Below are 25,868 nucleotides of genomic sequence, written 5' to 3'. Positions count from 1 at the left end.
TTATAATAATTTTGAAAGATCTCTTTTACTATTCTTAAACGTTGGTAAAGGATATTTAAAGGCATATTTACGTGGAATGCATTTTTCTTTTGCTTTTTCCCAAAGAGCTAACCATTGTTTAAAATTCTGAATTTTGAGATTTTTTTTGTTTTTACTTCTTACATAGAAATTTGGAAGTGGATCTCTTCCAGAAGGTTGACCGGCTACGTTATATCTAAGGTCTGCACTTATTCTAAAATCATTTGATCTGTTAGGCAAAGAACAATGAATTGAATGTTTGTGTAAAAGAATTACATCTCCAACATCTGCCTCTAAGTGAATATGTTCCATTTTATCTAGTAATTTGCTGTCTTTAATTTCTACTTGGCCCCTATAACCAGCAATATGATTTAATAATCCCATTTTATTAATTTTCTTAACAGTAATCATGCACCCATTTTTTTTTGTAGTTTTTGTAAAAGGTATCCATACAGTAACCATGTCCGTTAACTTTTGTCCTTTAGTGTTAAGAACAGCAGCATCCTGATGCCAAGGTGTTCTTCCACTTAAACCATCTAAAACTGATCCTTTTGGTAATTTTTTTTCAGGTTGTTTAATTCTAGTATTTTGCACTGGATTAGACATAATTTCTTTTCCTAAAATTTTTTCAACAACATCTAAAATATTTTTATTTGTGATTAAATTCCATAAAGACTGCGTAGCAAAATAATCACTATCTTTCTTGACGTGATCTCTTGGCAATCTAGTATTAAAATATTGATCTAAATCATCAATTTTTAATTTTGATATATAAGAATATTTTTTTTTAAAATCTAAATTAAGAACTTTTTTTACATCTTTTTTTTTTGCAAATTTTTGGATCAAACAATCCATTACAAATTCCATGTCATTAAGGATTGGCTTTAAATCCCTTTGAAAATTAAGAACTTTTTTTACTTTTAAATATCCTTGTTCAAACAATTTTTTTTGTAGATTATTTGCCATTAACAGAACCTAGTAGAATTTTTAAACAATATCAATTCTTAGGCGCAGATGTTAAATAGTTTGCATCATGAAAAGAAGTTAACATTCTTTTCTTGGTACTGATGATGTGAGGATAGTAAGCTGTTCCTTTAAAATTCCAAATAACAGGTTTATTGAGTGCATAACTTCCATAAATAAAAAATCTTTTTGGACAGTTTTTTTCTATAAATCGCTTAACTCCATGATAAGAATTTGGTGTTGATTGAAAAAATACCACAGTTCCTTTCTTTGGTGTGAAAGCTTTGACCACTTCCAATTCACTCATTTTTGGAAATCTTCTGAAACTTTTTCTCAAATTTTTCTTAGATTTTTTTCTATAGATTGTAAGCGATCCTCCATTTTTTTTTGGAATATCCGTTAGATAAATTAAGAAATTATACAATCTGGTAATATCATCTCGATGAGGACGTAATCTATACCCTCCTTTAGAAACCGAAAAATCAATGTCCAAATTAACTTTTGGGTTAGTGTAATTATTTCCTAATAGTTTTTTTAACTCACTTGAATTTAATTTCTTTTTAATAGTAAATTTTTTTTGATTAAATATTTTTGGTTTATATGTGTTTGTCCAAGATCCATCTTTAAAATTTTTAGAAAAAAGAGTTTCAATTTTTTTATAAAATGCTTTGCTATTAAAAAGTTTAAAGAGTTTTGCAGAGTTATTTGAAGATTTAATATAGTTATTAAAATTTTTTGAACCTTTATTAATTCTGCTTCGACCACCCATAATCATGTCGTCAAAAGCTTTAGATTTACTAATCTCATCAATTAATAAATTACATGTATTTTTTTCAACAACTTTGTCTCCAACTAGTACAGGAAAATTACTTTTAATTTTTTTTAATCGATTAATTTTAAGCATTAACTATACATACCTTCTTTCACCTTAATCATTTTATACATCAGGTCATTTAAAGGTGTTTTTACTCCATGTTTTTTTCCAATTTTAGAAACAGCACCACTTATAAAATCAATTTCTGTTTTTCTTTTGTATTGAACATCAAAAGCCATTGAAGATTTGTTAGTTTGCATCGAATCTACAATTTTATTGAACATAAATAGACACTCATCTTCAGAAACATTAACTCCATCAGCAAGCGCTACTTCTCTTGTCTCTAAAATGATTTCTTTACCAAGTCCTCTTGAAACATCATTAGCCTTATTGTTTACGTATAGATCGGTGTGATGTAGATCAAATATAGCTGAAAGAGGACCAATTGCTGTTAGGGCAAAAAGTTTCATCCATTTTCTTTTTTTTACATCTTCAGCTGCAATCATTTCTAAATTATGTGCAGTAAAAGTATCAGCTATTTCTGTAATTCTTTCTGTTATTCCTCCTTCATATTCACCAATCCATGAAGGCAATGCGCCATGGTTCATTATATGACCAGGTCCTAAAATATTTGAAGCTTGTGTTGTTGTTCCACCGATTACTTTTTCATTTCCAACGATACTTTGAATTATTGCTTCATGACCAATTCCATTTTGAAAAGACATGAAAACTGTTTTTTCACCAATAATATTTTTAATGCTATTTAGTGCTGGTTCTAATGCAGTTGCTTTACACATAACAATCACTGCATCCATTTTATCTAACGATGACGGATCTGAAGTAGCATTAACTTTAATTATACGATCACCACCGTGACCATCCATTTTCAAACCATATTTATTAATTGCATCAACATGCTCTTTCCAAACGTCAATTAAAGTTACATTTAAACCTTTTTCAGCTAGCAATCCTCCAAACAGGCAGCCCATAGCACCTGCACCTAATACGGCTACTTTCAAATCTTTATTTATCATCGTTACCTTTTTTAAATTATTTATGTATAGAAATTATATATATTATCTATAGACAATATGCAAAATAAATTATAGCTTATTAACATCATGCAATTAAAAATAGAAAAAGGAACTTTCACAAATCATTCACTTGAAGATATAGCGAGTGCATTAAAAAAAGGACTTTCAGAAAATTTTAAAAATGTTGAAGTAGAAGTTGTAGATTGTCCTAATCTTCGTGAATGGGATTGTCCATCTGAAGGAATAAGCGGCAACCAAAAAATCATTGATGTTGGTGGTGAACCATACATGCATGATCCTAATTTTATCGGTGCTGAATTTGATTACCAAGAAATTTCTAAAATGATTGGATCAGAAAAATCTTATGCTTTAGGTGCTGGATCTGGTGCAATGTCATGTTTGGAAGGTCACTGTGGAGAATTAGTAATTAATGAAAATTTAATTACAGAAGAGTCTAGATCTATAATTGCAAGAGTAAGTCCTGATAAAAAATGTATTGTAGAAAAATATAGTGCAAGAAAACACGGTGGACTTGGGAATATTTATTATACCGATGGTAAGCAAGGAAAAGTAATTAAAATAAAAATCAAAGGAAGATCAGGCGATCAAGGTTCACTTCCACAAGCAATGAGGTCTTCTTTGTCTAATAATTTAAATCTCAAAGAAAATGAACATATTGCTATTGCAGGTGTGTTTAGAATTTTAGAAGGAAAAGTAAGATCTCATGTTCAACCAGATTATAAAGATATTAAACATGAATACTATGATCCAAAACAAATGAAGTGTGTAAAAGATTTTCTTCAATTTTATGAACCTGTTGGTCCAAAATTACAATGTTATACAGTACTTTGGACTGGAGATCCTACTGGAGGAGAATTAAATTTAAGAGAGTCTGGTGAACATACACATTTTCATTCTTATGAACATGATAAAGATGCTGGTCATTACCATTTTGATGTAACACCAGATGAAATAGAATATGAAGGATATTTTAATACAGCCTCAGAAGTGCATAGAGTTAATAATATTTATAAAGAACTACTTAGCAAAAATAGTATTGAATAGAAAACTTATTAAGTTTAAGTTTATTTAAATGAAAAGACAGTTTAAGTATCCAAAAAATTTTGAAGAACAGAAAAAAATTTCAAAATCAACTCAAAAAAGAATTACATTAGCTGAAATTTCACTTGGAGATTTTGAGGGAAGGTTAGCAAATGATTTATTAAATTGGTTTTCTCTGACACCTCAACATTGGATTATGCTGCACATGGTGATGCTTGCTTATTATAAAAATAAATCTATTACAAAAAATGAACTATTAAGAGTTATAGAGAAATCTTATTTAACTTCTAATGTTTATATCGATACAGCAATCAAAAAAGGTTATTTTAGAATTATTAGAAACGAAAAGGACAAAAGATCAATTTTTATTTTACCATCAGTTGTTACTATTAAGACTTTTGAGGAATTTATTGATCGAAGAGACGTCCTTTATAAAGATATTTAATGAAGAATGTATATACATGGGCTGCAAAACCAGCCAAAAGATCTACTACAGTAGGTGATTTAAAAGCAGCCAAAGGTAAAAGAAAATTTACTCAAGTTACTGCAAATACTGTTGATGAAGCAGCTGCTGCAGAAAAAGCTGGCTTTGACATGATTATTGCTAACGCTAGAAATGTTGTTCCAGTTAGGGAAGGGTCTAAAAACCTTTTTTTAACCGCAGCCTTAGTTTTGAATGAATTTGTAACAGCAGATGACATTATGCGAGGAGCGTTTAAAGCTTTAGAAAATGGTGCTGATGCAGTGATGACGCCAAGAAGTATGGATATAGTAGAAATGCTAGCAAAGGAAGATGTGCCTGTTATGGGTCACTTAGGATTAGTTCCAAGAAAATCAACTTGGATAGGTGGACTTCGAGCAGTTGGTAAAACAGCAAATGAAGCTTATGAATTATTTCAAAAATTTAAAAGATTAGAAGATGCAGGAGCTTTTTCTGCTGAGTGTGAAGTAATACCTGAAAATGTGATGGGAGAAATTTCTAAACGAACAGACATTGTTACTGTCTCTTTAGGATCAGGAAGAAATGCAGATGTGATGTATTTATTTATAGAAGATATTTGTGGTGATACCGAAAATCCTCCAAGACATTCTAAAGCTTATGGAAACTTATTAAAACTTAGAAATGAAATTAAAGTTGAAAGAGTTAAAGCTCTTAAAGCATTTAAAAAAGATTCTATGACTGGAAAGTTTCCAGGTAAAAAACAATCTTCTAACTTAGATAAAAATCAGTTTGAAGAATTTTTAAATCAACTTGATTAATAAGTAGCGTCGTCGTCTTTTTTAGATAAAGAACCTTTCATCTTATCTACAGTCGCTTTTGCACCAGCACTTAAAGCTCTTAAATCAGAAGCTATCGTTACAAAATCAAAACCTTTTTCAATCATCTTCATTGCGTAGTCTGTTGTACCATTGTGAATTCCTGCAAAAATATTATTTTTCTTCGCATGTTCTAGAATTCTCAAAATTTCAGAATAAGCCTTTGTAGTTTCAGCTCGATCAAAGCCAGGCTTTTCTCCAATTGCTAAACTTAAGTCTGCAGGCCCAATATAAATACCATCAACACCTGGTGTAGACATTATCTCATCTAAATTTTCTAAAGACTCTTTTGTTTCTATCATTGCTAATTTAAGAATTTCTTTATTAGCGTGATCTGCATAATCTGCGCCACCATAAATTAATCCTCTAACAGGACCAAAGCTTCTGTAACCATCAGGTGGGTACATACATGCTTGAACAAAATTTTCAGCTTCTTTTCTATTGCTTACCATTGGACAAACAATTCCATAACAACCAGCATCTAAAATTTTCATTATTTGACCTGGTTCATTCCAATTAACTCTAGCAAGTGGAGTGACATCCGTTGTCGAAATTGTTTGAAGCATTGGAAGAGCATTACTGTAATCAACTAATCCATGTTGCATATCTATAGTTAATGAATCCCAACCTTGATGTGCCATTGCTTCAGCAGATGCAGTACTTGGAATTGCGCACCAACCATTAATGACGGGTTTACCGTCTTTCATCATTTGTTTAATTTTATTTTTTCTCATTATTATACCTTTAATGCCATGTGAGTGTATTTAACGTTTAGATAATCTTTGATCGCCATTGATCCACCTTCACGTCCATAACCAGTTTGTTTGATACCACCAAAAGGAGCTTCTGCTACAGCAACTGCACCAGTATTAACGGCAACGCAACCAGACTCTAACATTTCAGAACCTCTGTTGGCTTGATCCATGTTATTTGTATACAAATAACTGCATAAACCAAGGTCATTATTGTTTGCTCTTTCAATAACTTCATCAAATGTTTTAAACGTAAGAACGGGTACGAGAGGACCAAATGGCTCTTCTCTCATAATCGTAAAATCGTCTTTTACATTATCAAAAACAGTTGGCTCATAAAAATAACCTTTGTTAAAACCCGAAGGTCTTTTTCCTCCCATCAAAACATTGGCTCCTTCATTTTTTGTTGTCTCAACTAGTTTTTCAATTTCCTCTAATCTTTTTGCAGTTGTTAAAGGACCTAAGATAGTTCCTTCATCCATACCATTTCCAATTTTTAATTTCTTTGCTCTATCCATAAACGCTCCAAGAAATTCATCTTTTTTATTTTCTTGGATATAAAATCTATTTGGAGAGATACAAACTTGTCCATTGTTTCTGAATTTTGCAGTAATCGCAATATCTGCAACTTTATTCATATCAACATCATCACATACAATAAAAGGTGAATGACCACTAAGTTCCATCGTTACTCTTTGAACTTTATCTGCTGCTTTCTTTAATATTAATTTACCAACTCTTGTTGAGCCTGTGATTGATACTTTTTTAATAATATCAGACTCTAATAGTTCATTTGAAATTTCTGCAGGATCGCCAGATAATAAATTAACCACTCCATTAGGAACACCTGCTTCTTTACAGATATTAACTAATTCCATAACTGCACCAGGTGTAATTACATCTGGTTTACAAATTACAGAGCAACCTGCTGCTAATGCTGTTGAAATTTTTCTTGCAGCCAAAATAATTGGAAAGTTCCATGGTATTAAAGCAGCCACAACACCTACTGGCTGATAATAAACATAAACTCTTGTGTCAGGAAATCTACTTTGAACTGTTTGACCGTAAATTCTTTTTGTTTCTTCAGCATTCCACTCAAATATATCAGCTCCTCCACCAACTTCTCCAACTCCTTCAGCAAGAGGTTTACCAACCTCAAGTGTTAACCATTTAGCAAGAACATCTTTTTTCTCTCTCATTAGATCTGCAATTTTTCTTATTACATATGATCTTTGCCATGGCGTAGTGTTACTCCAAACTTTAAGACCTTTCTCAGCTGACTTTAATGCTTTTTGTACATCTGCTGAAGATGCTTTTGATGCTTTTCCAATCACTTCCTCAGTTGCAGGGTTGATTACATCATATGTCTCTTTTTTTTCTGCTTCTTGCCATTTTCCATCAATGAATTGTCCAAATTTGCTATACATAATTTTTTATTTTTTTAAGGTTTACTAAGTTGGGTTTTTTAATTTATAAATATAAATATATATAAACATTATACATAAAAAAAATAAACCCAATTATGAAAAAAATCACTCTTACTTGTGCACATGCAATCGTAAAATATTTAATAGCTCAAAAAATATTAATTAACAGCAAAAAAGAACCACTCTTTCCTGGTGTCTTTGGAATTTTTGGGCACGGAAATGTAGCGTGCTTAGGTCAAGCACTTGAAGAAAATCAAAAAGAATTACCAACTTATAGAGGCCATCATGAACAAAATATGGCTTTAACAGGAATAGGTTACGCTAGAGCTAAAAGAAGACAACAAATTTTTGTTGCTACATCATCTGTTGGTCCAGGAGCAACCAACATGGTTACTGCAGCAGCAGTAGCAATGAGTAATAGATTGCCAATTTTATTTTTACCTGGTGATACTTATGCAAATAGAATGCCAGATCCAGTATTGCAACAAGTTGAACATTTTAACAATCCAAGTGTAACTGCAAACGATGCTTTCAAACCAGTTACAAGATATTTTGATCGTATCACTAGACCTGAACAAATAATTCAATCATTTCCAATAGCAGTTCAAACAATGTTAGATCCTGCTGATTGTGGTCCTGCATGTATTGCGTTAAGTCAAGATATCCAAGGTCAAACTTTTGATTATCCAGAAGAATTTTTCCAAGAAAAAGTTCACACAATTAGACGACCTAGACCAGATGAATTTCAAATTAAAGAGGCAGCTGAAAAAATTAAATCTTCAAAAAATCCCATCATTATATCTGGAGGGGGAGTTTTTTATTCAGATGCAATGGAAGAGTTAAGTCAGTTTGCAATCAAACACAATATTCCAGTTACACAAACTGTAATGGGTTATTCAACAATCAAGAGAGATCATTCTCATTTTGCAGGTCAAATTGGAGGACTTGGTGGAAAAAATACAAACACATTAGCAAAACAAACTGATCTTGCTATTGCTGTAGGTACAAAACTTGCTGATTTTACAACAGGATCATGGGCAAATTTTGAAAATGAGAATTTCAAACTAGTTTCAATCAATGTATCAAGATATGATGCTAATAAACATTTAGCTCAAGCTGTTGTTGGAGATGCAAAAGTTTCATTAACTGAACTTTCTCAAGCCTTAGGTGATTGGAAAGCAGGGGAAGATTGGAATAAGAAATCTCAAACAGAACTTAAGTCATGGAATGAACATATAGATAAAGAGAGCGCTCCAACTAATCAGGAAGTTCCAAGTTATGTTCAGGTAATTGGTGCTATTTACAGAAATTCTGATCCAACAGATATTGCAGTTACAGCTGCAGGAGGTTTGGTAGGTGAAGTAATTCAAGTATGGAGACCAAGAGAACTTAATACCCACGAAACAGAGTGGGGCTTTAGTTGTATGAGTTATGAAATATCTGGAGCATTAGGAATTAAGATGGCTAATCCAGATAAAGAGGTGATCTCATTTGTTGGCGATGGTTCTTATCTATTAAATAACACTGATATTTATTCGTCAGTAATTACAAAAAATAAATTGATCATAGTTGTTTGTGATAATGGAGGCTTTGCAGTTATAAACCGACTTCAATTATTCAAAGGCGGAAAAGAGTATAATAACTTATTAAAGAGTTCTAATACTCCTGGTTTAGTAGATGTAGATTTTGCAAAACATGCAGAGAGTATGGGTGCGAAATCTGAACACGTTACTTCAATTTCAGATCTTGAAGCTGCATTTAAAAGAGCTAAAGCGTCTGATGTAACTTATGTTATTTCAATTAAAACCCATGCTTATAAATGGGTAGAAGGATCATCTTTTTGGGATAGTCCAACTTTAGAAATTCCAACTACTAAAGAAAATGAAGAAGCTTTAAAACTTTATAAAGAAGGAAGAAGCAAGCAAAGACAAGGTATTTAATCCTTTATGAACAAAGTATTTAAAGTTGGCCTTATAGGATGTGGTCATATTTCAGAAACTTATTTTAGAGCTCAGGAGTATTTCAATAATATCAGAATTGTTAAATGCGCTGATATTAATATGGAAACAGCGAAGAAGTGTGCAATTCATTACAATATTGAAGCTGTAACTGTTGAAGAACTTCTTAAAGATAAAGAGATTGAAATAATATTAAACCTTACAATTCCTGGTGCGCATTTTGAAGTTTCAAAAATGGCTTTAGAAAATGGTAAGCATTCTTATGCTGAAAAACCTATGGCTGTTAACTTTGAAGATGGAAAAAAATTAGTTGAACTTGCTAAAGAGAAAAATCTTTATATTGGAAATGCACCAGATACTTTTTTGGGTGGGGGCATTCAGAAAACTCGTGAACTCATTGATAACGGTGTAATTGGTGACATTAAATTAGGTAATGCTATTTTTGCTTTCCCTGGAGTGCAATCTTATCATCCAAACCCAGAACCTTGGTTTGCTGAAAATGAAGGGGGTCCCGTAATAGATATGGGTCCATATTATCTTACGGCATTAGTAAATTTAATTGGTCCAGCAAAACAAGTACAAGGAAGATGTACAAAAGTTTTTGAAGAAAGAGAAATTGGGATAGGCCCAAAAAAAGGTCAAAAATTTAAAGTAGAAACTCCAACAACTTATCTTGCAACTATACAATTTGAAAATGATTGCATCATACAGATTACTTTATCATTTGATGTGGTCGCTCATCAAAGAAATCACATAGAGCTATATGGGAACAAAGGATCAATTATTGTTCCTGATCCAAATATGTTTGGTGGATCAGCTTTTGTTTCAGTGACTGCTGGTGGTAATTGGGGTGAGCATAAAACAGATATGATGCCTTTAGGAAAAATTAACATTAAAAGTCAAAGCTCAAGAGCAAATGAGTCTCCAACAAATGCAAATTATAGAGGAGCTGGTCTATCTGAGATGGCTTATGCAATTGAAAACAATTTAGAACATAGATGTAATGGTGAGCTTTCTTTGCATGTTTTAGATATCATAGACTCAACTATGAGAGCTTCTCAAACAGGTATTCCACAAGAAATAAAGACTACTTGCAAAAAACCTAAACCATTTACGTTAGAGGAAATAAAAAAAATTATGAATTAATTTTTTAACTTATGAAAAAATTAATTGTAATTTCAGATCCTTTCCCAAGAACTTTAGATCTAATTTTCACAAAAAAAAAACTAAAAGAACTTAAAACTAAATACACACTTATTGTAGCCCCAAGTAAAAACAAAAAAAAATTTTATGAAAGCAATATTCACAAAGCTTCATTTATAATGGGTCAACCAGATCTAGATAAAAAGCTTTTGTCAAAAGCAGTTAAATTAAAAGCAATTATAAATGTTGAAAGTAATTTTATGAACAATGTTGATTATCAATATTGTCATAAAAGAGGAATTCATGTCATCGCTACTTCTCCAGTTTTTTCAAAACCTGTAGCTGAGATAGCATTAGGAATGACATTATCCCTATTAAGAAATATTCATGAAGCGCATTTTGATTTTCTAAAAGGTAAAGAGAAATATGGCTTAGAAAGTAATCTTAAAGCATCAATGTTGTCAGGGAAAAAAATTGGTTTATTAGGGTTTGGTGATTTAGCAAAATCTCTTTATCCACTGCTTTTACCATTTACAAAAGATATCTCTGTTTATGATCCATGGCTTCCAAAAAATGTAATCAAAAAATATGGATTTCAGCCGATTAATTTAAAAGAGATGTTTTCAAAATGTGAAGTAATTTATGTTTTGGCAGCTGTGACAACTGAAAATAAAAATTTAATTGATAAAAAATTGTTAAACAGAATGAAGCCAAATACTTTATTTATTTTAATGAGTAGAGCAGCAGTTGTTAATTTTAAAGATTTAGTTACTAGATTAAAAAAAGGAGATATTTATGTGGCCACTGATGTATTTCCAGAAGAGCCTGTAAGAAAAAATGATGCTATAAGAAAAGTAAAAAATATTTTATTTTCAGCTCATAGAGCCGGTGCATTAAAGGAGGCTTTTTTTGATATGGGAAATATAGTTCTTAAAGATATGGATTTAATTTTAAAAAATCAAAAACCAAAATATTGTAAAAAAGCACAATTAAAAACAGTTGAATTGTTAAGCTCCAAACCTGTCAGTGTTAACTAAATTTAAAAATTATTTGTTTGACAATTTATTCAACTTTTAGTTGTGAGCGTTTTTTTTTGTTGCTAATCATTTCCAATTACATTTAACTCTTAATAAATAAAAGGGAGATATATATGAAAAAACTAACGTTAACTCTCGCTTCAATGATTTTAAGTGGTCTATTTTTTGTGACTACTTCAGCGAACGCTGCAATTGAAGCTTGTTTGATTACTAAGACGGATATCAATCCATTTTTCGTAAAAATGAAAGAAGGTGCTGAGGCTCGGGCTAATGAGTTAGGTGTAAAATTATCATTTTTTGCTGGAAAAATTGATGGTGACCATGAAACTCAAGTAAGAGCTGTTGAAACTTGTATAGCATCTGGTGCAAAAGGAATTTTAATTGCTGCATCTGATACTAAAGCAATAGTTCCAGTTTTAAAAAACGCACAAGATAACGGTCTATTAGTTATTGCGCTTGATACACCTTTAGAACCAATCACAGCTGCAGACTCTACTTTTGCTACTGATAACTTTGAAGCTGGTAGACTAGGTGGTGCTTGGGTTGCTGCAAAATTAGGAGCAAATGCTGCTAATGCAAAAATTGCAATGTTAGATCTTAATGAAAGTCAACCATCTGTTGGTGTTTTAAGAGACCAAGGTTTCCTAAACGGATTTGGTATTGATACCAAAGACGTTTCAAGATGGGGAGACGAAGATGATCCAAGAATCATTTGTAATGAAGTTACAAATGGTAACGAAGAAGGTGGAAGAACAGCAATGGAAAAATGTCTTCAGAAAGATAGAGACATTAATGTGGTATATACAATTAACGAACCAGCAGCTGTTGGTGCTTATGAAGCTTTAAAAGCAGCGGGCAAAGCAGATGGAAGTGTATTAATTGCTTCTGTTGATGGTGGATGTCCGGGTGTAGCTGATGTTAAAAAAGGTATAATTGGAGCTACATCACAACAATATCCTCTTTTAATGGCTTCTTTAGGTGTTGAGGCTATTAAAGCTTGGGCAGAAAATGGAACTAAACCTGAGAACTCTCCAGGATTAAAGTTTTTTAATACTGGTGTAAATTTAGTTACAGATGATGCTGCAAGTGGCGTTCCTTCAATAAGTGTTAAAGAAGGAATGGACAGATGTTGGGGATAATCCAATAACTTTTCATTTTATCAGGGCAGAATATTTCTGCCCTGATAAACTTGACTTTAAATTCTGTAATTATTAATTTTATTTTTTATTCATGAGCAAAATATCTGATGACATATCAAAAGATTTAAAAGATCAGCCAAAGTTTACATCAGATATAGGTGACAAGGCTCAAGACCACCATACATTTGATATTGGTGAGCAAACGTTTTTAAAAAAACTTCAACATTTTCTACATGGTAATCCAACTATTGTTCCAGTAATTATTTTAATTTTAAGCGTAATTGCCTTTGGATTTATAGCTGGAGGAAAATTCTTTTCTGCATTTAATTTATCTTTGATTGTTCAACAGGTAACAATTGTTGGAATTTTAGCTGCCGCACAAACACTGATCATTTTAACTGCTGGAATTGATTTAAGTGTTGCTGCAATGATGGTTCTTGCATCAGTCGTTATGGGAAAACTTTCAATTGATTTTGGGATGCCTACTTTACCTGCAATTGCAATAGGTATGATTTCAGGAGTTGTGACTGGTGCTATAAATGGTTTATTAGTAACAAGATTAAAATTACCTCCATTTATTGTTACTCTTGGAACTTGGAATATATTTTTTGCATTAGTTATTTTTTTTACTGGTTCTCAATCTATAAGAAGTTCAGTAATTGAAGAGAATGCACCTTTATTACATTTTTGGGGTGAAAGAATAAATCTTGGAGGTTTCGTATTTACTTACGGTGCTTTCTTGATGATCGCTATATTTGTTTTCTTATGGTTTATGCTCAATAAGACTGCATGGGGAAGACATGTCTATGCAATTGGAGATGATAAAGATGCTGCAGAGCTGTCTGGTATTAGAACAGATAGAATGCTTGTATCAATTTATGCTGTTGCAGGATTGGTTATTGCTATAGGAGCATGGGTTTCAATAGGAAGAGTCGGATCAGTTTCACCAACAAGTTTTTATGAAGGAAATCTTGACTCTATTACAGCAGTTGTAATAGGTGGTACTTCACTGTTTGGTGGAAGAGGAACTATTATTGGATCTTTATTTGGAGCATTAATTGTAGGTGTATTTAGTTCTGGTTTGTCAATTGCTGGATTAGATGTTTTATGGCAAAGGTTCGCGCTTGGTTGCTTGATCATTATTGCTGTTGGTATAGATCAATGGATTAGGAAGGTATCAAATTAATGAAACCTGTTCTTGTTGCAAAAAATTTATCAAAAAAATATGGAAGAGTTGTTGCTTTGGATAGTGCTGATCTGGAGCTTTATCCTGGAGAGGTGTTAGGAGTTATTGGAGACAATGGCGCTGGTAAATCAACTTTAATTAAAGTTTTATGTGGAGCAGTAATACCTGATAGTGGCGAAATACTTTTAGATGGAGAGAATGTAACTTTTACTTCTCCTATTGAGGCAAGAAAACTAGGTATAGAAACCGTTTATCAAAACTTAGCTCTATCTCCAGCTTTATCAATTACTGATAATATGTTTCTGGGGAGGGAAATTAGAAAAAAAGGTTTTCTAGGAAAATTTTTAAGATTTTTGGATAAAAAAGCTATGGCTGATGAAGCTAGAAAACGTCTTTCTGATCTAGGATTGTTAACAATTCAGAATATTGATCAATTAGTAGAAACTTTATCAGGAGGTCAAAGACAAGGTGTAGCTGTAGCTAGAGCAACATCATTTGGAACTAAAGTGGTAATTATGGATGAGCCAACAGCTGCCTTAGGTGTTAAAGAAAGCAGAAGGGTTCTTGAGTTAATAGGTGAGGTAAGAGCACGTAAAATTCCCATTATATTAATTTCTCACAATATGCCTCATGTCTTTGAGGTAGCTGACAGAATTCATATTCATCGACTAGGAACTAGATTATGTGTTATTGATCCAAAAAAATATGAAATGTCAGATGCTGTTGCATTCATGACTGGAGCTAAAGAACCGCCGAAAGCTTAATTAATTAAAGTGTAGTCTGCTTCAATACTATTTTTCAAAACATTTAATCCGTTCGGGAGATCGTTTTCATATACTTTTTTATGAATTTCTTCTTTAGGTAAATTAAAATTTTCCCAACGCTTTACAAGCCTTTCTTCTCTAATTTTTTCTTCACAATCAATTATGATTTTAGATTGAAAATAATTATGTAATTTTTTCCAAGGTTCAGAATTTAGAAGAAGATAATTTCCTTCAACTATTATAACTCTTGTTTTTTTTGAAATTATAACCGCTGATGATTTAGATAATTCTAAAGAACGATCGAAAATTGGGACAATAACTTCATCTTCATCATTTAATCTATTTAAAAAATTTTTTAAACCCATAACATCAAAGGTTTCAGAGGATCCTTTTTTGGATAGTAAACCTTTATTTTCTAAAATACCATTATCATAATGAAACGCATCCATCTGAAGAATATTTGATGGATATCCTTTTAGATTTAAATCTTTTGTTATCTTTTCAGAAACAGTAGTTTTCCCCGAAGCAGGAGGTCCTGCTAAAGCTATCAAATATCTATTTTTTATATTATCTAATTTTTTTATTAAATCGCTGATAAGTTCTTCATAGCTTAATCTTTTCATAATTATAATTTTAAGTTTTAGTATAAAATTTTTTCCATTTATCAAACCTATCTGAAAGTATAGAAGCAAGATAAGAATCTTTTTTTATAATTTTTTTCACTTTAGGAGATTTTAGTTCTTTTTGGTGATCAAGATTATTGTAACCTAAAAAAGCTATTTTTGCTGCTCCATAAGCAGCCATTGAATCTGAAGTTTCTGTAATTGCAAGATTTTTATTTAAAATAGATGCTAAAATTTTAATCCAAGTTTTGTTATTTGAACCTCCTCCAATTACATAAAGATTTTCTAATTTAATTTTTGTTTTTGAAAGGGCTTGATAGTTGTCATTTAATGCAAATGAAATTCCTTCTATTAAACTGTAAATCATTGAAGATCTCGTTGTACTTATATCAACGTTGTTAAAACTTGCACGAACATGAGGGTCGTTTATAGGCGTCCTTTCACCAGTTAAATAAGGTAAATAGTACGGAGCATTTTTGATTAAATTTTTGGATTTAATTGCTTTTTTTAGATTTAGTGAAATTTCTTCTAGAGATGAATTAAAATTTTCAATAAACCAATTAATATTAGATGTGCAAGACAACATAACAGACATTAAATGCCATGTGTTAGGTAAACAATGGCAAAATGAATGAATTGCATCATTATAGTTTTTTAAAAATTTCTTTGTTGAAGCAAAGATTACGCCTGATGTACCTAAAGATATTGATGCATCGCCTTCTTCATAGAGACCTAGACCAACAGCTGCTGCCGCATTATCTCCTCCACCTCCGTAGACTTTACATTTTAAATCAAAACCATATTTTTCCGCGATTTCTTTTTTAACAATTCCAGTTTGATCTGTACCTTCACAAGTTTTAGGCATTTGAGAAAGGTTCATAAAAGTTGTTTGTAATAATTTCTTTGACCAAGATCTACTTTTTATATCAAGCCAATATGTTCCAGATGCATCAGATAAGTCACTATAAAATTCTCCAGTAATGTAAAATCTCAAATAATCTTTAGGTAGCAAACATTTGTGAATTGATTTAAAGTTTTTTAATTCATTATTTTTAAGCCATAAAATTTTAGGCGATGTAAATCCAGGCATTGCAATATTTCCTGAAATATTTAAAACTTTTTTGTCATTCATTATATCATTACACTCATTGTGACTTCGAGTATCATTCCATAAAATACATTTTCTTATAACATCGTAATTTTTATCAAGACATGTAGCGCCATGCATATGACCAGAAAATGAGATTGACTTGATATTTTTTAAATTAATTTCTTTTTTTAATTTTTTGATGCAGTAATTGAGGGCAATGATCCATGATTTAGGATCTTGTTCTGACCACCCACTTTTTAGATTAGATAATGGAATATTTTTGCTAGAGGTTTTGCAAATTATTTCTTGATTGTCTCCAATAACAACACATTTCATTAATGTTGTTCCAAGATCGATACCTAAATACATTCTATGATTATATATTTTAATTATTGTAATTGAATTAATTTATTGAATTATTGAAATTAATTTAGTTGTATAAGGATATGTTAATTAAAATTGATCCAATACTAAGCCCTGATGTTTTACACTGCTTACGCAGTATGGGACATGGTGATAAGCTAATACTTTGTGACTCAAATTTTCCAGCATATTCTTTGAATAAAAGAGTTTATCGAATTGATGGTGTAAACGCTTCAAGAGCGGCAGAAGCTATTCTTTCAGTTTTTCCTTTAGATAGTTTTATAGAATATCCAATTTTGAGAATGGAAATTGATGGAAAACCAAACGAATTAAATGATGTCCACAAAGAACTTATAGATACAACAAAAAAAGTATCTGGAGATCATTGGAAAATAGGATCTATAGAAAGAAATAATTTTTATAAAGAAACAAAAAATGCTTACGCAATTATAACTACTAATGAAACAAGACCATTTGGCTGTTTTATTTTTACAAAAGGTGTAGTTAAACCCAATGGCGATGTGTGGGTTCTTGAAAAATAATGAATTCAATTTGTGTATTTGGAGTTTTTGTTGCTGATCTTTGCTTCTTTGGTGAGACAATTCCAGTTAAGGGTCAAACAGTTTTAGGAAAAAATTATATTGTTGGACCTGGAGGCAAAGGCTCTAATCAAGCAATTGCAGCCGCAAGATTAAAAGGTGATGTACATTTTATAACAAAAATTGGCCAGGATAGTCATGCCGATATGGCATTAAAATTATATAAAAAGGCTCAAATAAATATAAATTCAATCATCCAGGATAAAAATCTTTCCACGGGAGTTGCGGGTATCATGGTTGATGAAAAAGGTCATAACGCAATTAATATTGTTGCTGGGGCAGCTGCCCACTTAAATAATGAAGATATAGATCAAAATCTAAACACCATAAAAAATTCAAAATTTTTTCTTACTCAATTAGAAACTCCAGAGCAAGTGACACTTTATGCTTTAAGTAAAGCTAAAGAAAATAATTGTGTTACAATTTTAAATCCAGCGCCTGCAAGAAAAATAGAAGAGGAGTACTTTAAATTAATTGACTATTTTACTCCAAATGAAACAGAAGCAGAATTTTATTTAAATAAAAAAATAAAATCAGAAAATGATATTAAAGAAGCTGCTAAAGAGTTTTTAAAAAAAGGAGTTAAGAATATTATAATTACATTAGGAGAGAAGGGTGTTTATTATTCTAATGGAAAAGAAGATTATTTTGTTGAGGCATGTAAATTAAAAAATAATGTTGTAGATACAACTGGTGCGGGGGATGCTTTTAATGGTGCTTTTGTTGTTGGATTATCTAATGACCTAAAAAATAAAGATGCATTAGTATTTGCAAATAAAGTAGCAGGAATATCAACAACAAAATTAGGTGCAGCAGCATCAATGCCATTACTTCAAGAAGTAGAAAATTATTAAGTAAAATAAAAATGAAAGTAGAATATTTTGATTTAAAAGGAAAACGTGCTTTAGTTTCGGGTGGAGCATCTGGTATTGGCGCATCAATTGTTGAACATCTTTGTGAACAAGGTGTTGAGGTCTATTTTTTTGATATAGATAAAAAAGAAGCTCAAAAATTAATTTCAAAAATTAAGAGGAAAAAACATAAAATACCTACTTTTCATATCTGCAACATTAAAAATATAAAAAAATACAAAACTTTAATTCAGAGCATTATAAAAAAAAAGGAGCAATTGATATTTTAGTTAATAATGCATCCAATGATCAAAGACATACACTTGAGGAAGTTACTGAAAAATACTGGAATGAAAGAATGGCAATAAATTTGAGACATTATTTTTTTGCTACTCAAGCGGTAAAAAAAAGTATGATTAAAAATAAAGGTGGATCAATAATAAATTTAGGTTCTGTTAGTTGGATTAGAGGAGCCGTTATGTTTCCAGCATACAGTACTGCAAAAGCTGCAATTTATGGTTTAACAAAATCTTTAGCTAGAGATTTAGGACAACATAATATTAGAATAAACTCCATTGCACCAGGTTCAGTTGCAACTAAAAGACAGTCAAAATTATGGTTAAATCTAAAATTTAAAAAAGAAATTTTAGATAAACAGTGTCTTAAAAAACAAGTATTACCTGAAGATGTCTCAAGAATGGTTCTATATTTGGCATCAGATGTTTCGTCTGGATGCACTAAACAAAATTTTACGGTAGATGCTGGTTTAATTTAAGGCTTAACTTAACTTCTTTTTATTTTCAGCCATTGATAAAGCAATCTTAAATGAATTTAAAATTGGAGCTAAATTAGCTTCATTTTTACCAGCAATTGCAAACGCAGATCCATGTGCAGTAGTTGTTACAGGAACTGTTAACCCACCTTGAACTGTAACTCCTCTATCAAAACCAAATGCTTTAAGTCCAGACTGGAGTGCATCATGATACATTCCAACCATACAATCATGATTTTTATTTTTATAAGCAACCACAAAAGATGTATCGCAAGGTAATGGACCATCTGTATTAAATCCAAGTTTTTTTGCTTCTTCTATTGCTGGAATAATTTCATCTTTTTCTTCAGTGCCAAATTCTGCATGTGGGTTAAGTGCTTGAACTGCTATTCTAGGATTTTTTACGCCATTTAATTCCATAACTTCATTAATTAATTTAATAGGCTTTAAGATATTTTCTTTTGTTATGTGTTGAGCCACTTCTTTGATTGGAATGTGAGAGGTCACTCTTGCAGTCCAAAAATTATCTATAACATTAAACTCACAACAAAAACTTTTTACATCTAATTTTTCAGCCATTAATTGTAATTCATCTGAATGAGTGTTTCCTCCAAGTTTTAAACTTGTTTTATTCATTGGAGCAAAATTAATTGCATCAATTTTTTTTTCTTTAGCAAGAGTTAATGCTAAATCTAAAGCCTCCAAAACGCTTTCGCCTGATTCTTTTGAAGGTTCAGCTATTTTGTATTTATGGTTTTTTCCTTTTGAAATATCTAATAGAAATCTATTAGATTTATTAAAATCAATTTGATCAAAATTTTCAACTACTTCAAGTTGGTGAGAGTTGCCAGTTACATTATTTCCACTCTCAAGTATCTGTTTTTCACCAATAACAACAATATTTGCTTTGTTAGTTATTTCTTCACTTAATAATTTTGAAATAAGTTCAGGTCCTATTCCTGCTGGATCACCAAGTAAAACTGCAATATTAGCTTTTGTTTGTGTCATTAATTTTTTTAAATACTACTAAGTGTAACTATATATAGATATTATATATATAATCTAAATAAATATTTTTCACTTTTTACTTTACGTTTTATATCTGAATGTGATTATATATTTATATATAACTTATATATATAAATTAAATAAACTAAAGAGGGAAATAATGAAAAAAAGCTTTAAACTATTTTTAGCAGCTGCTTTTTTAGTAACTGAATTTTTTGTTGTAGCTCTTCCATTAATGATCACTTCAGCAAAAGCTGATGGACACCCAATCCAAGCAATTACTCACGCTGGTTTTGGTGGTGGAACTGACGTTACTACTAGAATGATGTTATTAAGAGCAAGAAGAGTTCTTAAACAAGATATGCAGTTAGTTAACAAAAAAGGTGGTGGTGGAGCAGCATCTATGGATTACATGATGTCTTTACCTGCAGATGGTAACCACACTCTAACTTGGACTACTGGTCACGCAGTATCAATGGCTTTAGGAAAAACTAAAGTAAAATTAAGCGATATGCAGCCTTTAGCTAGAGGTACAGATGATCCTCAATTATTTGTTGTTAACTGTAACAATGAAATTAAAGATGCTAAGAAATTCATTAGCGCGCAAAAATCAAAATCACTAAAATATGGAACAACACACACTGGTGGTATTGATGATGTTAGTGCAATTGCATTTACTAAAAAGGGTGGATTAACAGATCCAACTATTGTTGCTTACAAAGGTGTAGCGCCAATTAAAACTAACCTTATCAAAGGTGATATCGATGTAGGTGTTTTAAACTTAGGTGAAGCATTAACTGAAATCAACGAAGGTAAACTTTGTGTATCAGTTGTTTTAGCAAATAATAGAATGGCTAAAATTGGTGACTCTCCAACAGCTAAAGAATTAGGAATTCCTGTTTCTTTATCTACTGTTAGAGGTTTCGTAACTAAAAAAGGTGCTCCAGCAGAAAGAGTTAAACAATTAGAAGCTGGAATGATGAAAGCTATGAGCCACAACTATTACAAAAATTTCTTAACTGAAATTGGTCTTGATGACACTAGTGTAGTTGGTGCTGACGAGTGGGGTAAGCAAATGGAAGAAATGCTTGCTGAAATGACTGCTCAGCTAAAAGCTTTAGGTTACATTAACTAATATAATTAAAAGTACATTTGCATATGAAAAATGTACAAAAACAAAAAAGGGCAAACAAAAGTTTGCCCTTTTTTTTTAGAGATGAATTTAAAGTCTCTTTTGTAATTATTTTTATTTCTGTAGCATTATTAATCACTACTTTTACTTTTGACATTGTTCCTCCTATATTGAATAGAGGAATACAGCCCGCAACATTTCCAAAAGCACTTTTGGTTTTAATAATAGTAATGACTTTATTAATTTATTATTTAGCAACTAAAAACCCTTGGAAGGTTCAAAAAGAATTACCAAAATCATTCTTTTTAACACTTTCAAGTTTTGTGATTTTTTTAATCATTTCAAAGACTTTAGATTTCTTTTTAGCAATTTCAGTTTTATCTATTTTTGTTTCTTATTGTTGGGGAGAAAAAAGAATATTTTATTTATTACTTGTTGGAATTATATTTCCTGTGATTGTCTTTATTTTCTTTGAAACAATTTTAGGTCTAAGATTTCCACCTGGAATTATAACTAACATTTATTATAGCTAGATGGATAATTTATTATTAATGATGGCTCCTTTATTTAGCTCAAAGCTATTATTGGTTTTATTTTTTGGAACATTGTTTGGATTAATCTTAGGAGTGTTACCTGGTTTAGGCCCAACAACTGGTGGTGCATTAATTTTACCATTTACAATGACACTTGATCCATTGTCAGCAATTGTATTGTTAACTTCAATTTATTGTGCCGGTACTTACGGTGGTGCGATAACAGCAGTTCTTATTAACACACCTGGAACACCAGCTGCTGCAGCAACTTGTTTAGATGGTTATCCTTTGGCACAAAAAGGAGAGGCAGGGAGAGCTCTAGGAATGGCTACTGTTTCAAGTACAGTTGGAGGTATTTTTAGTGTTGTAATACTTGTCTTTTTTGCACCTATATTAGCTCAGCTTGCATATGAATTTGGTCAGCCAGAGTATTTTGCATTAGCTATCTTTGGTTTAACGATGCTTGCATCAATTGGAGAGGGAAGTCCAATTAAGAATTTGATTGCAGGTGCATTTGGAATTTTAATTTCAACAGTCGGTAAAGATTTTATGACATCAATTGATCGTTTTACTTTTGGAATTAACGAGTTAACTGAAGGGATTGGTTTTATACCAGTAGTGGTTGGTTTATTTGCAATGAGTGAAATGTTAACACAATCAACTTTAATTAATCAGGTATTTAATAGAATAGCTTTAAAAGCAATTAAACTTCCAAGTAAAGATGATTACAAAAAAACTTGGAAAACAATTTTAAGATCAAGTGGTATAGGTTCTTTTATTGGAGTATTGCCTGCAGAAGGAGGAACGGTTGCATCTTTAATTGGATATTCAGAAGCAAAAAGATTTTCAAAAAAACCAGAGGAATTTGGAAAAGGATCCATAGAAGGTATCGCAGGAGCAGAAGCTGCAAATAATGCAGCAACAGGTGGAGCAATGGTTCCAACACTTGCACTTGGAATTCCTGGTAGTGCAACAACAGCAGTTATTTTAACTGGATTAATTATACATGGGGTTAGACCTGGACCTGATTTATTTAGAGAACAACCTGACTTTTTATATGGAATATTTGGGGCAATGCTTATTGCTAATGTTTTGTTCTTTATATTTGGTTTTTTTGGAGCAAAAATATTTGCAAGAATAACTTTGGTGCCTAATAAAATATTATGGCCAATGATTTTTGCAGTTTCAGTTTGCGGAACCTATTCATTAAATCAATCTATAATTGACGTTTGGATAATGTTATTTTTTGGTGTGCTTGGTTTTTTTATGAGAAGATATGGTTTCTCAGTTGTTCCTGTCATCATTGGGTTAATTTTAGGTGAGTTGGTAGAAGGAACTTTAAGACAATCTCTAGTTATATTTGATGGAAATTGGTTAATGTTTTTCACAAGACCAATAGCTTTAACATTCTTTGTTTTATCTTTAATTGCTTTAGCTTTTCCTTTAATAAGATCGAAAAAAATTAAAAAATAAAAATGATTAAATTTGATTTAAACAATAGAGTAGCAATTGTAACAGGTGGAGCCCAAGGTTTTGGATTAGCTATTACTGAAAGATTTATCGAGTCTGGTGCTAAAGTAGTAATTTGGGATATCGACGAAGGAGAAGCTAAAAAAGCATTAGAAAAAGTAAATTCTGAAAATTTAACTTATCAAATAGTTGATGTGAGCAACTATGAAACAATTAATTCAAAATTATCTGAAGTTGAAAAATCACATGGTAAGATTGATATCTTTATAAATAATGCTGGTGTAGCAGGCATGAACACTACTGTTGCAGAATATCCAATAGAAGAGTGGAACAAAGTTATTAACCTAAATTTAAATGCAGTCTTTTATTGTTGCAAAGCAGTTGTTCCATTTATGACAAAGAATGATTATGGAAGGATTGTAAATATTGCATCTATTGCAGGTAAAGAAGGAAATCCAAATGCAAGTGCTTACAGTACTTCTAAAGCAGGAGTTATAGGATTAACAAAATCTTTGGGTAAAGAACTTGCACAAAAAAATATTGCAGTAAATTGTGTTACTCCAGCTGCAGCAAAAACTAGAATTTTTGACCAAATGACTGAGGAGCATATAAATTATATGCTTTCAAAAATACCAAGAAATAAATTTGCTAAGGTAGAGGAATTAGCTTCTTTAGTTGCTTGGTTATCAAGCGAAGAAAACTCATTCTCAACAGCTGCAGTATTTGATCTAAGCGGTGGTAGAGCAACTTACTAATAATTATGCAAGTAGGTATAGACGTTGGTGCAACAAAGATAGAGAGTGTTGTACTTGAAAAAAGTGGACAAGAAAAACACAGATCTAGAATAGCATGTCCAAAAAACTATACTCAAATTATTACTGCAATAAGAGACATTCATAAAAAATTAGAAGAAGAGTTTAAACAAGAGCTTCCAATCGGCGTTTGTCATCCAGGAGTTCACTCTCCTCAAACAGGATTAGTTAAAAACGTTCCCAACATCAGTTGGTTAGAAAAAAAACCTTTTCAAAATGATTTGCGTAAAGCACTAGGTAAAGAAGTGTTTTGTGAAAATGATGCAAATTGTTTTGCTTTATCAGAAGCCATAGATGGAGCGGGGAAACATTATAAGATTGTTTATGGAATTATTTTAGGATCTGGAGTTGGAGGTGGCTTAGTTATTGATAAAAAAATTGTAAGTGGTCCTAATGGTGTTGCAGGAGAATGGGGTCATAATCAAATTCCCTATTTCGCTGCTAAGAAAGAAAATTTCGACTCAAGCAATCCAAGAGAAGCAGAGATTGAGAGTTTTTTATCCGGCTTAGGCTTGGCTAAAAGATTTAAAAAACTTTATGGAAAAAATTTAAAAACTAATGAAATTTTTGAATTAAATAGAAAACATGATTTAGATGCTGAAAAATTTATAGACGATTTTAAAGTCAATTTAGCAATGTCACTTTCAAGTATAATAAATATTTTGGATCCTGATGTTTTTATATTTGGAGGAGGAGTTTCAAATGAAATTGATTTCTTACATGAAATAGATTCACTGGTGCGAAAATTTGTAATTGGCAGAGAATACGAAGGTGTTTTTTTAAAACCAAGATACGGTGATGCGAGTGGCGTTAGAGGTGCTGCAAGATTAGGAAGAAGCGCGACATATTAGTTTTAAATTTAAATTTAGAAAAATTCTAAAATTTAAAGACAAGCAAAGAAGCGAATAAAATTTAAAAAAAAAATTTCAATTAAAAGTTGTATCTATATTTTTTGTTATGATCTTTACTCAAAGTGGGTATATTTCGTTTTTTTAAATTAATTTAAAAACATAAAAAAAAGGGAGAAATAATGAAAAAACTTATACTTTCGATTGCAGCTCTTGCATTATTTGCAACTTCTGCGTTCGCTGAAAGATATGTCATGATTACTCATGGTGAAGGAAAAGATCCTTTTTGGCCAGTAGTTCAAAAAGGTGGTGAAGATGCAGCTAGAGCAATCGGTGCTGACTTCGAATATATCTACAACCCTTCTGCTGATATGGCTGATATGGCAAGCTCAATTCAAGCTGCTGCAGCTACTCAACCAGATGGTATGGTGATTTCTTTACCAGATCCAGATGCATTAGGCCCAGCTATTAAAGCTGCTGTTGCTGCTGGTGTTCCAGTAATTACAATGAACTCTGGTTTAGAGTCTTCTGCTAGCCTAGGTGCTTTAATGCACGTTGGTCAGCCTGAATTACTTGCTGGACAAAAAGCTGGTGAAAGAGCAAAAGCTGAAGGTGCTTCTAAAGCACTTTGTATGATTCAAGAAGCATACAACACAGCTCTTGTAGACAGATGTGAAGGTTACGGTTCTGCTGTTCCTATGCAAATGACTGATACTACATCTGACCCTGCAACTATTCAAACTAGAGCAACTGCTGCTTTACAAGCAAACAGTGATATCGATGCAATCCTTTCAGTAGGACCACACGTTTGTGAAGCTGTTGATAAAGCTTTAGCTGATCTAGGTATGACAGTACACCACTCTTGCTTCGACTTAAGTCCTGCAGTTATGGATTTAATCGGATCTGGAAGAGTTGCTTTCACTATCGACCAACAACAAAGATTACAAGGTTATATGCCAATCATCGTATTACACTTGTACAACAACAGTGCTGGACTTTTACCAGGAGCTAACATCCCATCAGGACCTGGCTTCGTTGACAAGTCTAACGCTTCTTCAGTTGCTGCTTTAGCAGGTATTGATAGATAGTCTGTAATAATTTAAAGGGTCGATTATTCAATCGGCCCTTTTTTTTTAACAAAATTAATAAGTCT

At 31.7% G+C, this 25,868-nt stretch carries 25 protein-coding genes and 1 pseudogene; 18 read left to right on the top strand and 8 right to left on the bottom strand.

Annotation, left to right across the window (positions count from 1 at the left end):
* Genes ACTTBI_RS03910 through ACTTBI_RS03900 form a run of 3 tightly spaced genes read right to left on the bottom strand, consistent with a single transcriptional unit; the run spans position 1 to position 2,829 of the window.
* On the bottom strand, positions 1-984 hold the full coding sequence (locus ACTTBI_RS03910) for a phytanoyl-CoA dioxygenase family protein (RefSeq protein WP_440652643.1): 984 nt from the start codon (positions 982-984) through the stop codon (positions 1-3).
* Positions 985-1,015: 31 nt separating this feature from the next.
* Positions 1,016-1,885 carry a 2OG-Fe(II) oxygenase gene (locus ACTTBI_RS03905; protein WP_440652641.1) on the bottom strand — a complete coding sequence of 290 codons (870 nt, stop codon included), beginning with the start codon at positions 1,883-1,885 and terminating at the stop codon, positions 1,016-1,018.
* A complete protein-coding gene (locus ACTTBI_RS03900) occupies positions 1,885-2,829 on the bottom strand; it encodes a ketopantoate reductase family protein (protein ID WP_440652640.1) in 945 nt (314 codons plus the stop codon). The genes ACTTBI_RS03905 and ACTTBI_RS03900 overlap by 1 nt, the downstream gene beginning before the upstream one ends.
* Before the next feature lie 87 nt (positions 2,830-2,916).
* Between ACTTBI_RS03900 and ACTTBI_RS03895 the strand changes: the two genes are divergently transcribed.
* Genes ACTTBI_RS03895 through ACTTBI_RS03885 form a run of 3 tightly spaced genes read left to right on the top strand, consistent with a single transcriptional unit; the run spans position 2,917 to position 5,151 of the window.
* A complete protein-coding gene (locus ACTTBI_RS03895) occupies positions 2,917-3,894 on the top strand; it encodes a DUF1907 domain-containing protein (RefSeq protein ID WP_440652639.1) in 978 nt (325 codons plus the stop codon).
* A 28-nt stretch (positions 3,895-3,922) separates the two neighbouring features.
* Positions 3,923-4,336, top strand: a complete 414-nt coding sequence (locus ACTTBI_RS03890; protein ID WP_440652637.1) for a MarR family transcriptional regulator — start codon at positions 3,923-3,925, stop codon at positions 4,334-4,336.
* A complete protein-coding gene (locus tag ACTTBI_RS03885; RefSeq protein ID WP_440652635.1) occupies positions 4,336-5,151 on the top strand; it encodes a 3-methyl-2-oxobutanoate hydroxymethyltransferase in 816 nt (271 codons plus the stop codon). Before ACTTBI_RS03890 ends, ACTTBI_RS03885 begins: the two co-directional genes overlap by 1 nt.
* On the opposite strand, the gene ACTTBI_RS03880 is transcribed toward ACTTBI_RS03885, so the two are convergent.
* A complete protein-coding gene (locus ACTTBI_RS03880) occupies positions 5,148-5,942 on the bottom strand; it encodes an HpcH/HpaI aldolase family protein (RefSeq protein ID WP_440652633.1) in 795 nt (264 codons plus the stop codon). The two genes, ACTTBI_RS03885 and ACTTBI_RS03880, sit on opposite strands and share 4 nt — an antisense overlap.
* A 2-nt stretch (positions 5,943-5,944) precedes the next feature.
* Positions 5,945-7,387, bottom strand: coding sequence for an NAD-dependent succinate-semialdehyde dehydrogenase (locus ACTTBI_RS03875; RefSeq protein ID WP_440652631.1), 1,443 nt, complete (start codon positions 7,385-7,387; stop codon positions 5,945-5,947).
* A gap of 95 nt (positions 7,388-7,482) precedes the next feature.
* Here ACTTBI_RS03875 and iolD point away from each other — a divergent pair, with 95 nt between their 5' ends.
* The 6 genes from iolD (at position 7,483) to ACTTBI_RS03845 (ending at position 14,614) form a co-directional block, all read left to right on the top strand.
* Positions 7,483-9,327, top strand: a complete 1,845-nt coding sequence (gene iolD / locus ACTTBI_RS03870; RefSeq protein WP_440652629.1) for a 3D-(3,5/4)-trihydroxycyclohexane-1,2-dione acylhydrolase (decyclizing) — start codon at positions 7,483-7,485, stop codon at positions 9,325-9,327.
* 6 nt (positions 9,328-9,333) lie between these two features.
* Positions 9,334-10,491, top strand: coding sequence for a Gfo/Idh/MocA family protein (locus ACTTBI_RS03865; protein ID WP_440635010.1), 1,158 nt, complete (start codon positions 9,334-9,336; stop codon positions 10,489-10,491).
* A gap of 11 nt (positions 10,492-10,502) precedes the next feature.
* Positions 10,503-11,525: an NAD(P)-dependent oxidoreductase gene (locus ACTTBI_RS03860; RefSeq protein WP_440652627.1), complete on the top strand. Its 1,023-nt coding sequence runs from the start codon at positions 10,503-10,505 to the stop codon at positions 11,523-11,525.
* A gap of 113 nt (positions 11,526-11,638) precedes the next feature.
* Complete coding sequence (locus tag ACTTBI_RS03855) at positions 11,639-12,664, top strand: sugar ABC transporter substrate-binding protein (protein ID WP_440614572.1); 1,026 nt, start codon at positions 11,639-11,641, stop codon at positions 12,662-12,664.
* Positions 12,665-12,755: 91 nt separating this feature from the next.
* Entirely contained in the window at positions 12,756-13,850 is a 1,095-nt protein-coding gene (locus ACTTBI_RS03850; protein WP_440614571.1) for an ABC transporter permease, read from the top strand.
* Positions 13,850-14,614 carry an ATP-binding cassette domain-containing protein gene (locus ACTTBI_RS03845; protein WP_440614570.1) on the top strand — a complete coding sequence of 255 codons (765 nt, stop codon included), beginning with the start codon at positions 13,850-13,852 and terminating at the stop codon, positions 14,612-14,614. Before ACTTBI_RS03850 ends, ACTTBI_RS03845 begins: the two co-directional genes overlap by 1 nt.
* On the opposite strand, the gene ACTTBI_RS03840 is transcribed toward ACTTBI_RS03845, so the two are convergent.
* Positions 14,611-15,237, bottom strand: a complete 627-nt coding sequence (locus ACTTBI_RS03840) for an AAA family ATPase (protein ID WP_440652625.1) — start codon at positions 15,235-15,237, stop codon at positions 14,611-14,613. The two genes, ACTTBI_RS03845 and ACTTBI_RS03840, sit on opposite strands and share 4 nt — an antisense overlap.
* A 10-nt stretch (positions 15,238-15,247) precedes the next feature.
* Positions 15,248-16,696: a xylulokinase gene (gene xylB / locus ACTTBI_RS03835; RefSeq protein ID WP_440652624.1), complete on the bottom strand. Its 1,449-nt coding sequence runs from the start codon at positions 16,694-16,696 to the stop codon at positions 15,248-15,250.
* 77 nt (positions 16,697-16,773) lie between these two features.
* Between xylB and ACTTBI_RS03830 the strand changes: the two genes are divergently transcribed.
* The 3 genes and pseudogenes from ACTTBI_RS03830 to ACTTBI_RS03820 all read left to right on the top strand — a co-directional run bounded on the left by ACTTBI_RS03830 (position 16,774) and on the right by ACTTBI_RS03820 (position 18,915).
* Positions 16,774-17,232: an RbsD/FucU family protein gene (locus ACTTBI_RS03830; protein ID WP_440652622.1), complete on the top strand. Its 459-nt coding sequence runs from the start codon at positions 16,774-16,776 to the stop codon at positions 17,230-17,232.
* Positions 17,232-18,143 carry a ribokinase gene (rbsK, locus tag ACTTBI_RS03825; RefSeq protein ID WP_440652620.1) on the top strand — a complete coding sequence of 304 codons (912 nt, stop codon included), beginning with the start codon at positions 17,232-17,234 and terminating at the stop codon, positions 18,141-18,143. Before ACTTBI_RS03830 ends, rbsK begins: the two co-directional genes overlap by 1 nt.
* Positions 18,144-18,154: 11 nt before the next feature.
* A pseudogene (locus ACTTBI_RS03820) lies at positions 18,155-18,915 on the top strand (SDR family NAD(P)-dependent oxidoreductase).
* A gap of 3 nt (positions 18,916-18,918) precedes the next feature.
* Here ACTTBI_RS03820 and ACTTBI_RS03815 read toward each other — a convergent pair.
* Positions 18,919-19,920: a 4-hydroxythreonine-4-phosphate dehydrogenase PdxA gene (locus tag ACTTBI_RS03815; protein ID WP_440652618.1), complete on the bottom strand. Its 1,002-nt coding sequence runs from the start codon at positions 19,918-19,920 to the stop codon at positions 18,919-18,921.
* A gap of 160 nt (positions 19,921-20,080) precedes the next feature.
* Here ACTTBI_RS03815 and ACTTBI_RS03810 point away from each other — a divergent pair, with 160 nt between their 5' ends.
* The 6 genes from ACTTBI_RS03810 to ACTTBI_RS03785 all read left to right on the top strand — a co-directional run bounded on the left by ACTTBI_RS03810 (position 20,081) and on the right by ACTTBI_RS03785 (position 25,803).
* Positions 20,081-21,055, top strand: a complete 975-nt coding sequence (locus ACTTBI_RS03810) for a Bug family tripartite tricarboxylate transporter substrate binding protein (protein WP_440614563.1) — start codon at positions 20,081-20,083, stop codon at positions 21,053-21,055.
* 23 nt (positions 21,056-21,078) lie between these two features.
* On the top strand, positions 21,079-21,585 hold the full coding sequence (locus ACTTBI_RS03805) for a tripartite tricarboxylate transporter TctB family protein (protein WP_440652616.1): 507 nt from the start codon (positions 21,079-21,081) through the stop codon (positions 21,583-21,585).
* Positions 21,586-23,058 (top strand): tripartite tricarboxylate transporter permease, encoded by a 1,473-nt coding sequence (locus ACTTBI_RS03800; protein ID WP_440652615.1) that lies wholly within the window; start codon positions 21,586-21,588, stop codon positions 23,056-23,058.
* Positions 23,059-23,060: 2 nt separating this feature from the next.
* Positions 23,061-23,810 (top strand): SDR family NAD(P)-dependent oxidoreductase, encoded by a 750-nt coding sequence (locus tag ACTTBI_RS03795; protein WP_440647709.1) that lies wholly within the window; start codon positions 23,061-23,063, stop codon positions 23,808-23,810.
* Between the two features lie 5 nt (positions 23,811-23,815).
* Positions 23,816-24,718: an ROK family protein gene (locus ACTTBI_RS03790; RefSeq protein ID WP_440652613.1), complete on the top strand. Its 903-nt coding sequence runs from the start codon at positions 23,816-23,818 to the stop codon at positions 24,716-24,718.
* A 179-nt stretch (positions 24,719-24,897) separates the two neighbouring features.
* A complete protein-coding gene (locus ACTTBI_RS03785; protein ID WP_262589451.1) occupies positions 24,898-25,803 on the top strand; it encodes a sugar ABC transporter substrate-binding protein in 906 nt (301 codons plus the stop codon).
* The last annotated feature ends 65 nt before the right edge of the window (positions 25,804-25,868 follow it).

It is taken from the genome of Candidatus Pelagibacter sp. HIMB1542, assembly GCF_052047835.1.
GTDB lineage: Bacteria > Pseudomonadota > Alphaproteobacteria > Pelagibacterales > Pelagibacteraceae > Pelagibacter.
Note: the sequence above shows the minus strand (reverse complement) of the source record. Positions and strands in the feature narration are given on the sequence as shown.

Bases quoted from the DNA above. Each gene is read 5' to 3' on its own strand.
- ACTTBI_RS03815 (WP_440652618.1), bottom strand. From the start codon at position 19,920: ATGACACAAACAAAAGCTAATATTGCAGTTTTACTTGGTGATCCAGCA.
- ACTTBI_RS03845 (WP_440614570.1), top strand. From the start codon at position 13,850: ATGAAACCTGTTCTTGTTGCAAAAAATTTATCAAAAAAATATGGAAGA.
- ACTTBI_RS03840 (WP_440652625.1), bottom strand. From the start codon at position 15,237: ATGAAAAGATTAAGCTATGAAGAACTTATCAGCGATTTAATAAAAAAA.
- ACTTBI_RS03875 (WP_440652631.1), bottom strand. From the start codon at position 7,387: ATGTATAGCAAATTTGGACAATTCATTGATGGAAAATGGCAAGAAGCA.
- ACTTBI_RS03905 (WP_440652641.1), bottom strand. From the start codon at position 1,885: ATGCTTAAAATTAATCGATTAAAAAAAATTAAAAGTAATTTTCCTGTA.
- ACTTBI_RS03910 (WP_440652643.1), bottom strand. From the start codon at position 984: ATGGCAAATAATCTACAAAAAAAATTGTTTGAACAAGGATATTTAAAA.
- ACTTBI_RS03885 (WP_440652635.1), top strand. From the start codon at position 4,336: ATGAAGAATGTATATACATGGGCTGCAAAACCAGCCAAAAGATCTACT.
- ACTTBI_RS03895 (WP_440652639.1), top strand. From the start codon at position 2,917: ATGCAATTAAAAATAGAAAAAGGAACTTTCACAAATCATTCACTTGAA.
- ACTTBI_RS03880 (WP_440652633.1), bottom strand. From the start codon at position 5,942: ATGAGAAAAAATAAAATTAAACAAATGATGAAAGACGGTAAACCCGTC.
- ACTTBI_RS03855 (WP_440614572.1), top strand. From the start codon at position 11,639: ATGAAAAAACTAACGTTAACTCTCGCTTCAATGATTTTAAGTGGTCTA.
- ACTTBI_RS03810 (WP_440614563.1), top strand. From the start codon at position 20,081: ATGAAAAAAAGCTTTAAACTATTTTTAGCAGCTGCTTTTTTAGTAACT.
- ACTTBI_RS03850 (WP_440614571.1), top strand. From the start codon at position 12,756: ATGAGCAAAATATCTGATGACATATCAAAAGATTTAAAAGATCAGCCA.
- ACTTBI_RS03790 (WP_440652613.1), top strand. From the start codon at position 23,816: ATGCAAGTAGGTATAGACGTTGGTGCAACAAAGATAGAGAGTGTTGTA.
- ACTTBI_RS03865 (WP_440635010.1), top strand. From the start codon at position 9,334: ATGAACAAAGTATTTAAAGTTGGCCTTATAGGATGTGGTCATATTTCA.
- iolD (WP_440652629.1), top strand. From the start codon at position 7,483: ATGAAAAAAATCACTCTTACTTGTGCACATGCAATCGTAAAATATTTA.
- ACTTBI_RS03860 (WP_440652627.1), top strand. From the start codon at position 10,503: ATGAAAAAATTAATTGTAATTTCAGATCCTTTCCCAAGAACTTTAGAT.
- ACTTBI_RS03785 (WP_262589451.1), top strand. From the start codon at position 24,898: ATGAAAAAACTTATACTTTCGATTGCAGCTCTTGCATTATTTGCAACT.
- ACTTBI_RS03830 (WP_440652622.1), top strand. From the start codon at position 16,774: ATGTTAATTAAAATTGATCCAATACTAAGCCCTGATGTTTTACACTGC.
- rbsK (WP_440652620.1), top strand. From the start codon at position 17,232: ATGAATTCAATTTGTGTATTTGGAGTTTTTGTTGCTGATCTTTGCTTC.
- ACTTBI_RS03890 (WP_440652637.1), top strand. From the start codon at position 3,923: ATGAAAAGACAGTTTAAGTATCCAAAAAATTTTGAAGAACAGAAAAAA.
- ACTTBI_RS03795 (WP_440647709.1), top strand. From the start codon at position 23,061: ATGATTAAATTTGATTTAAACAATAGAGTAGCAATTGTAACAGGTGGA.
- ACTTBI_RS03805 (WP_440652616.1), top strand. From the start codon at position 21,079: ATGAAAAATGTACAAAAACAAAAAAGGGCAAACAAAAGTTTGCCCTTT.
- ACTTBI_RS03900 (WP_440652640.1), bottom strand. From the start codon at position 2,829: ATGATAAATAAAGATTTGAAAGTAGCCGTATTAGGTGCAGGTGCTATG.
- ACTTBI_RS03800 (WP_440652615.1), top strand. From the start codon at position 21,586: ATGGATAATTTATTATTAATGATGGCTCCTTTATTTAGCTCAAAGCTA.
- xylB (WP_440652624.1), bottom strand. From the start codon at position 16,696: ATGTATTTAGGTATCGATCTTGGAACAACATTAATGAAATGTGTTGTT.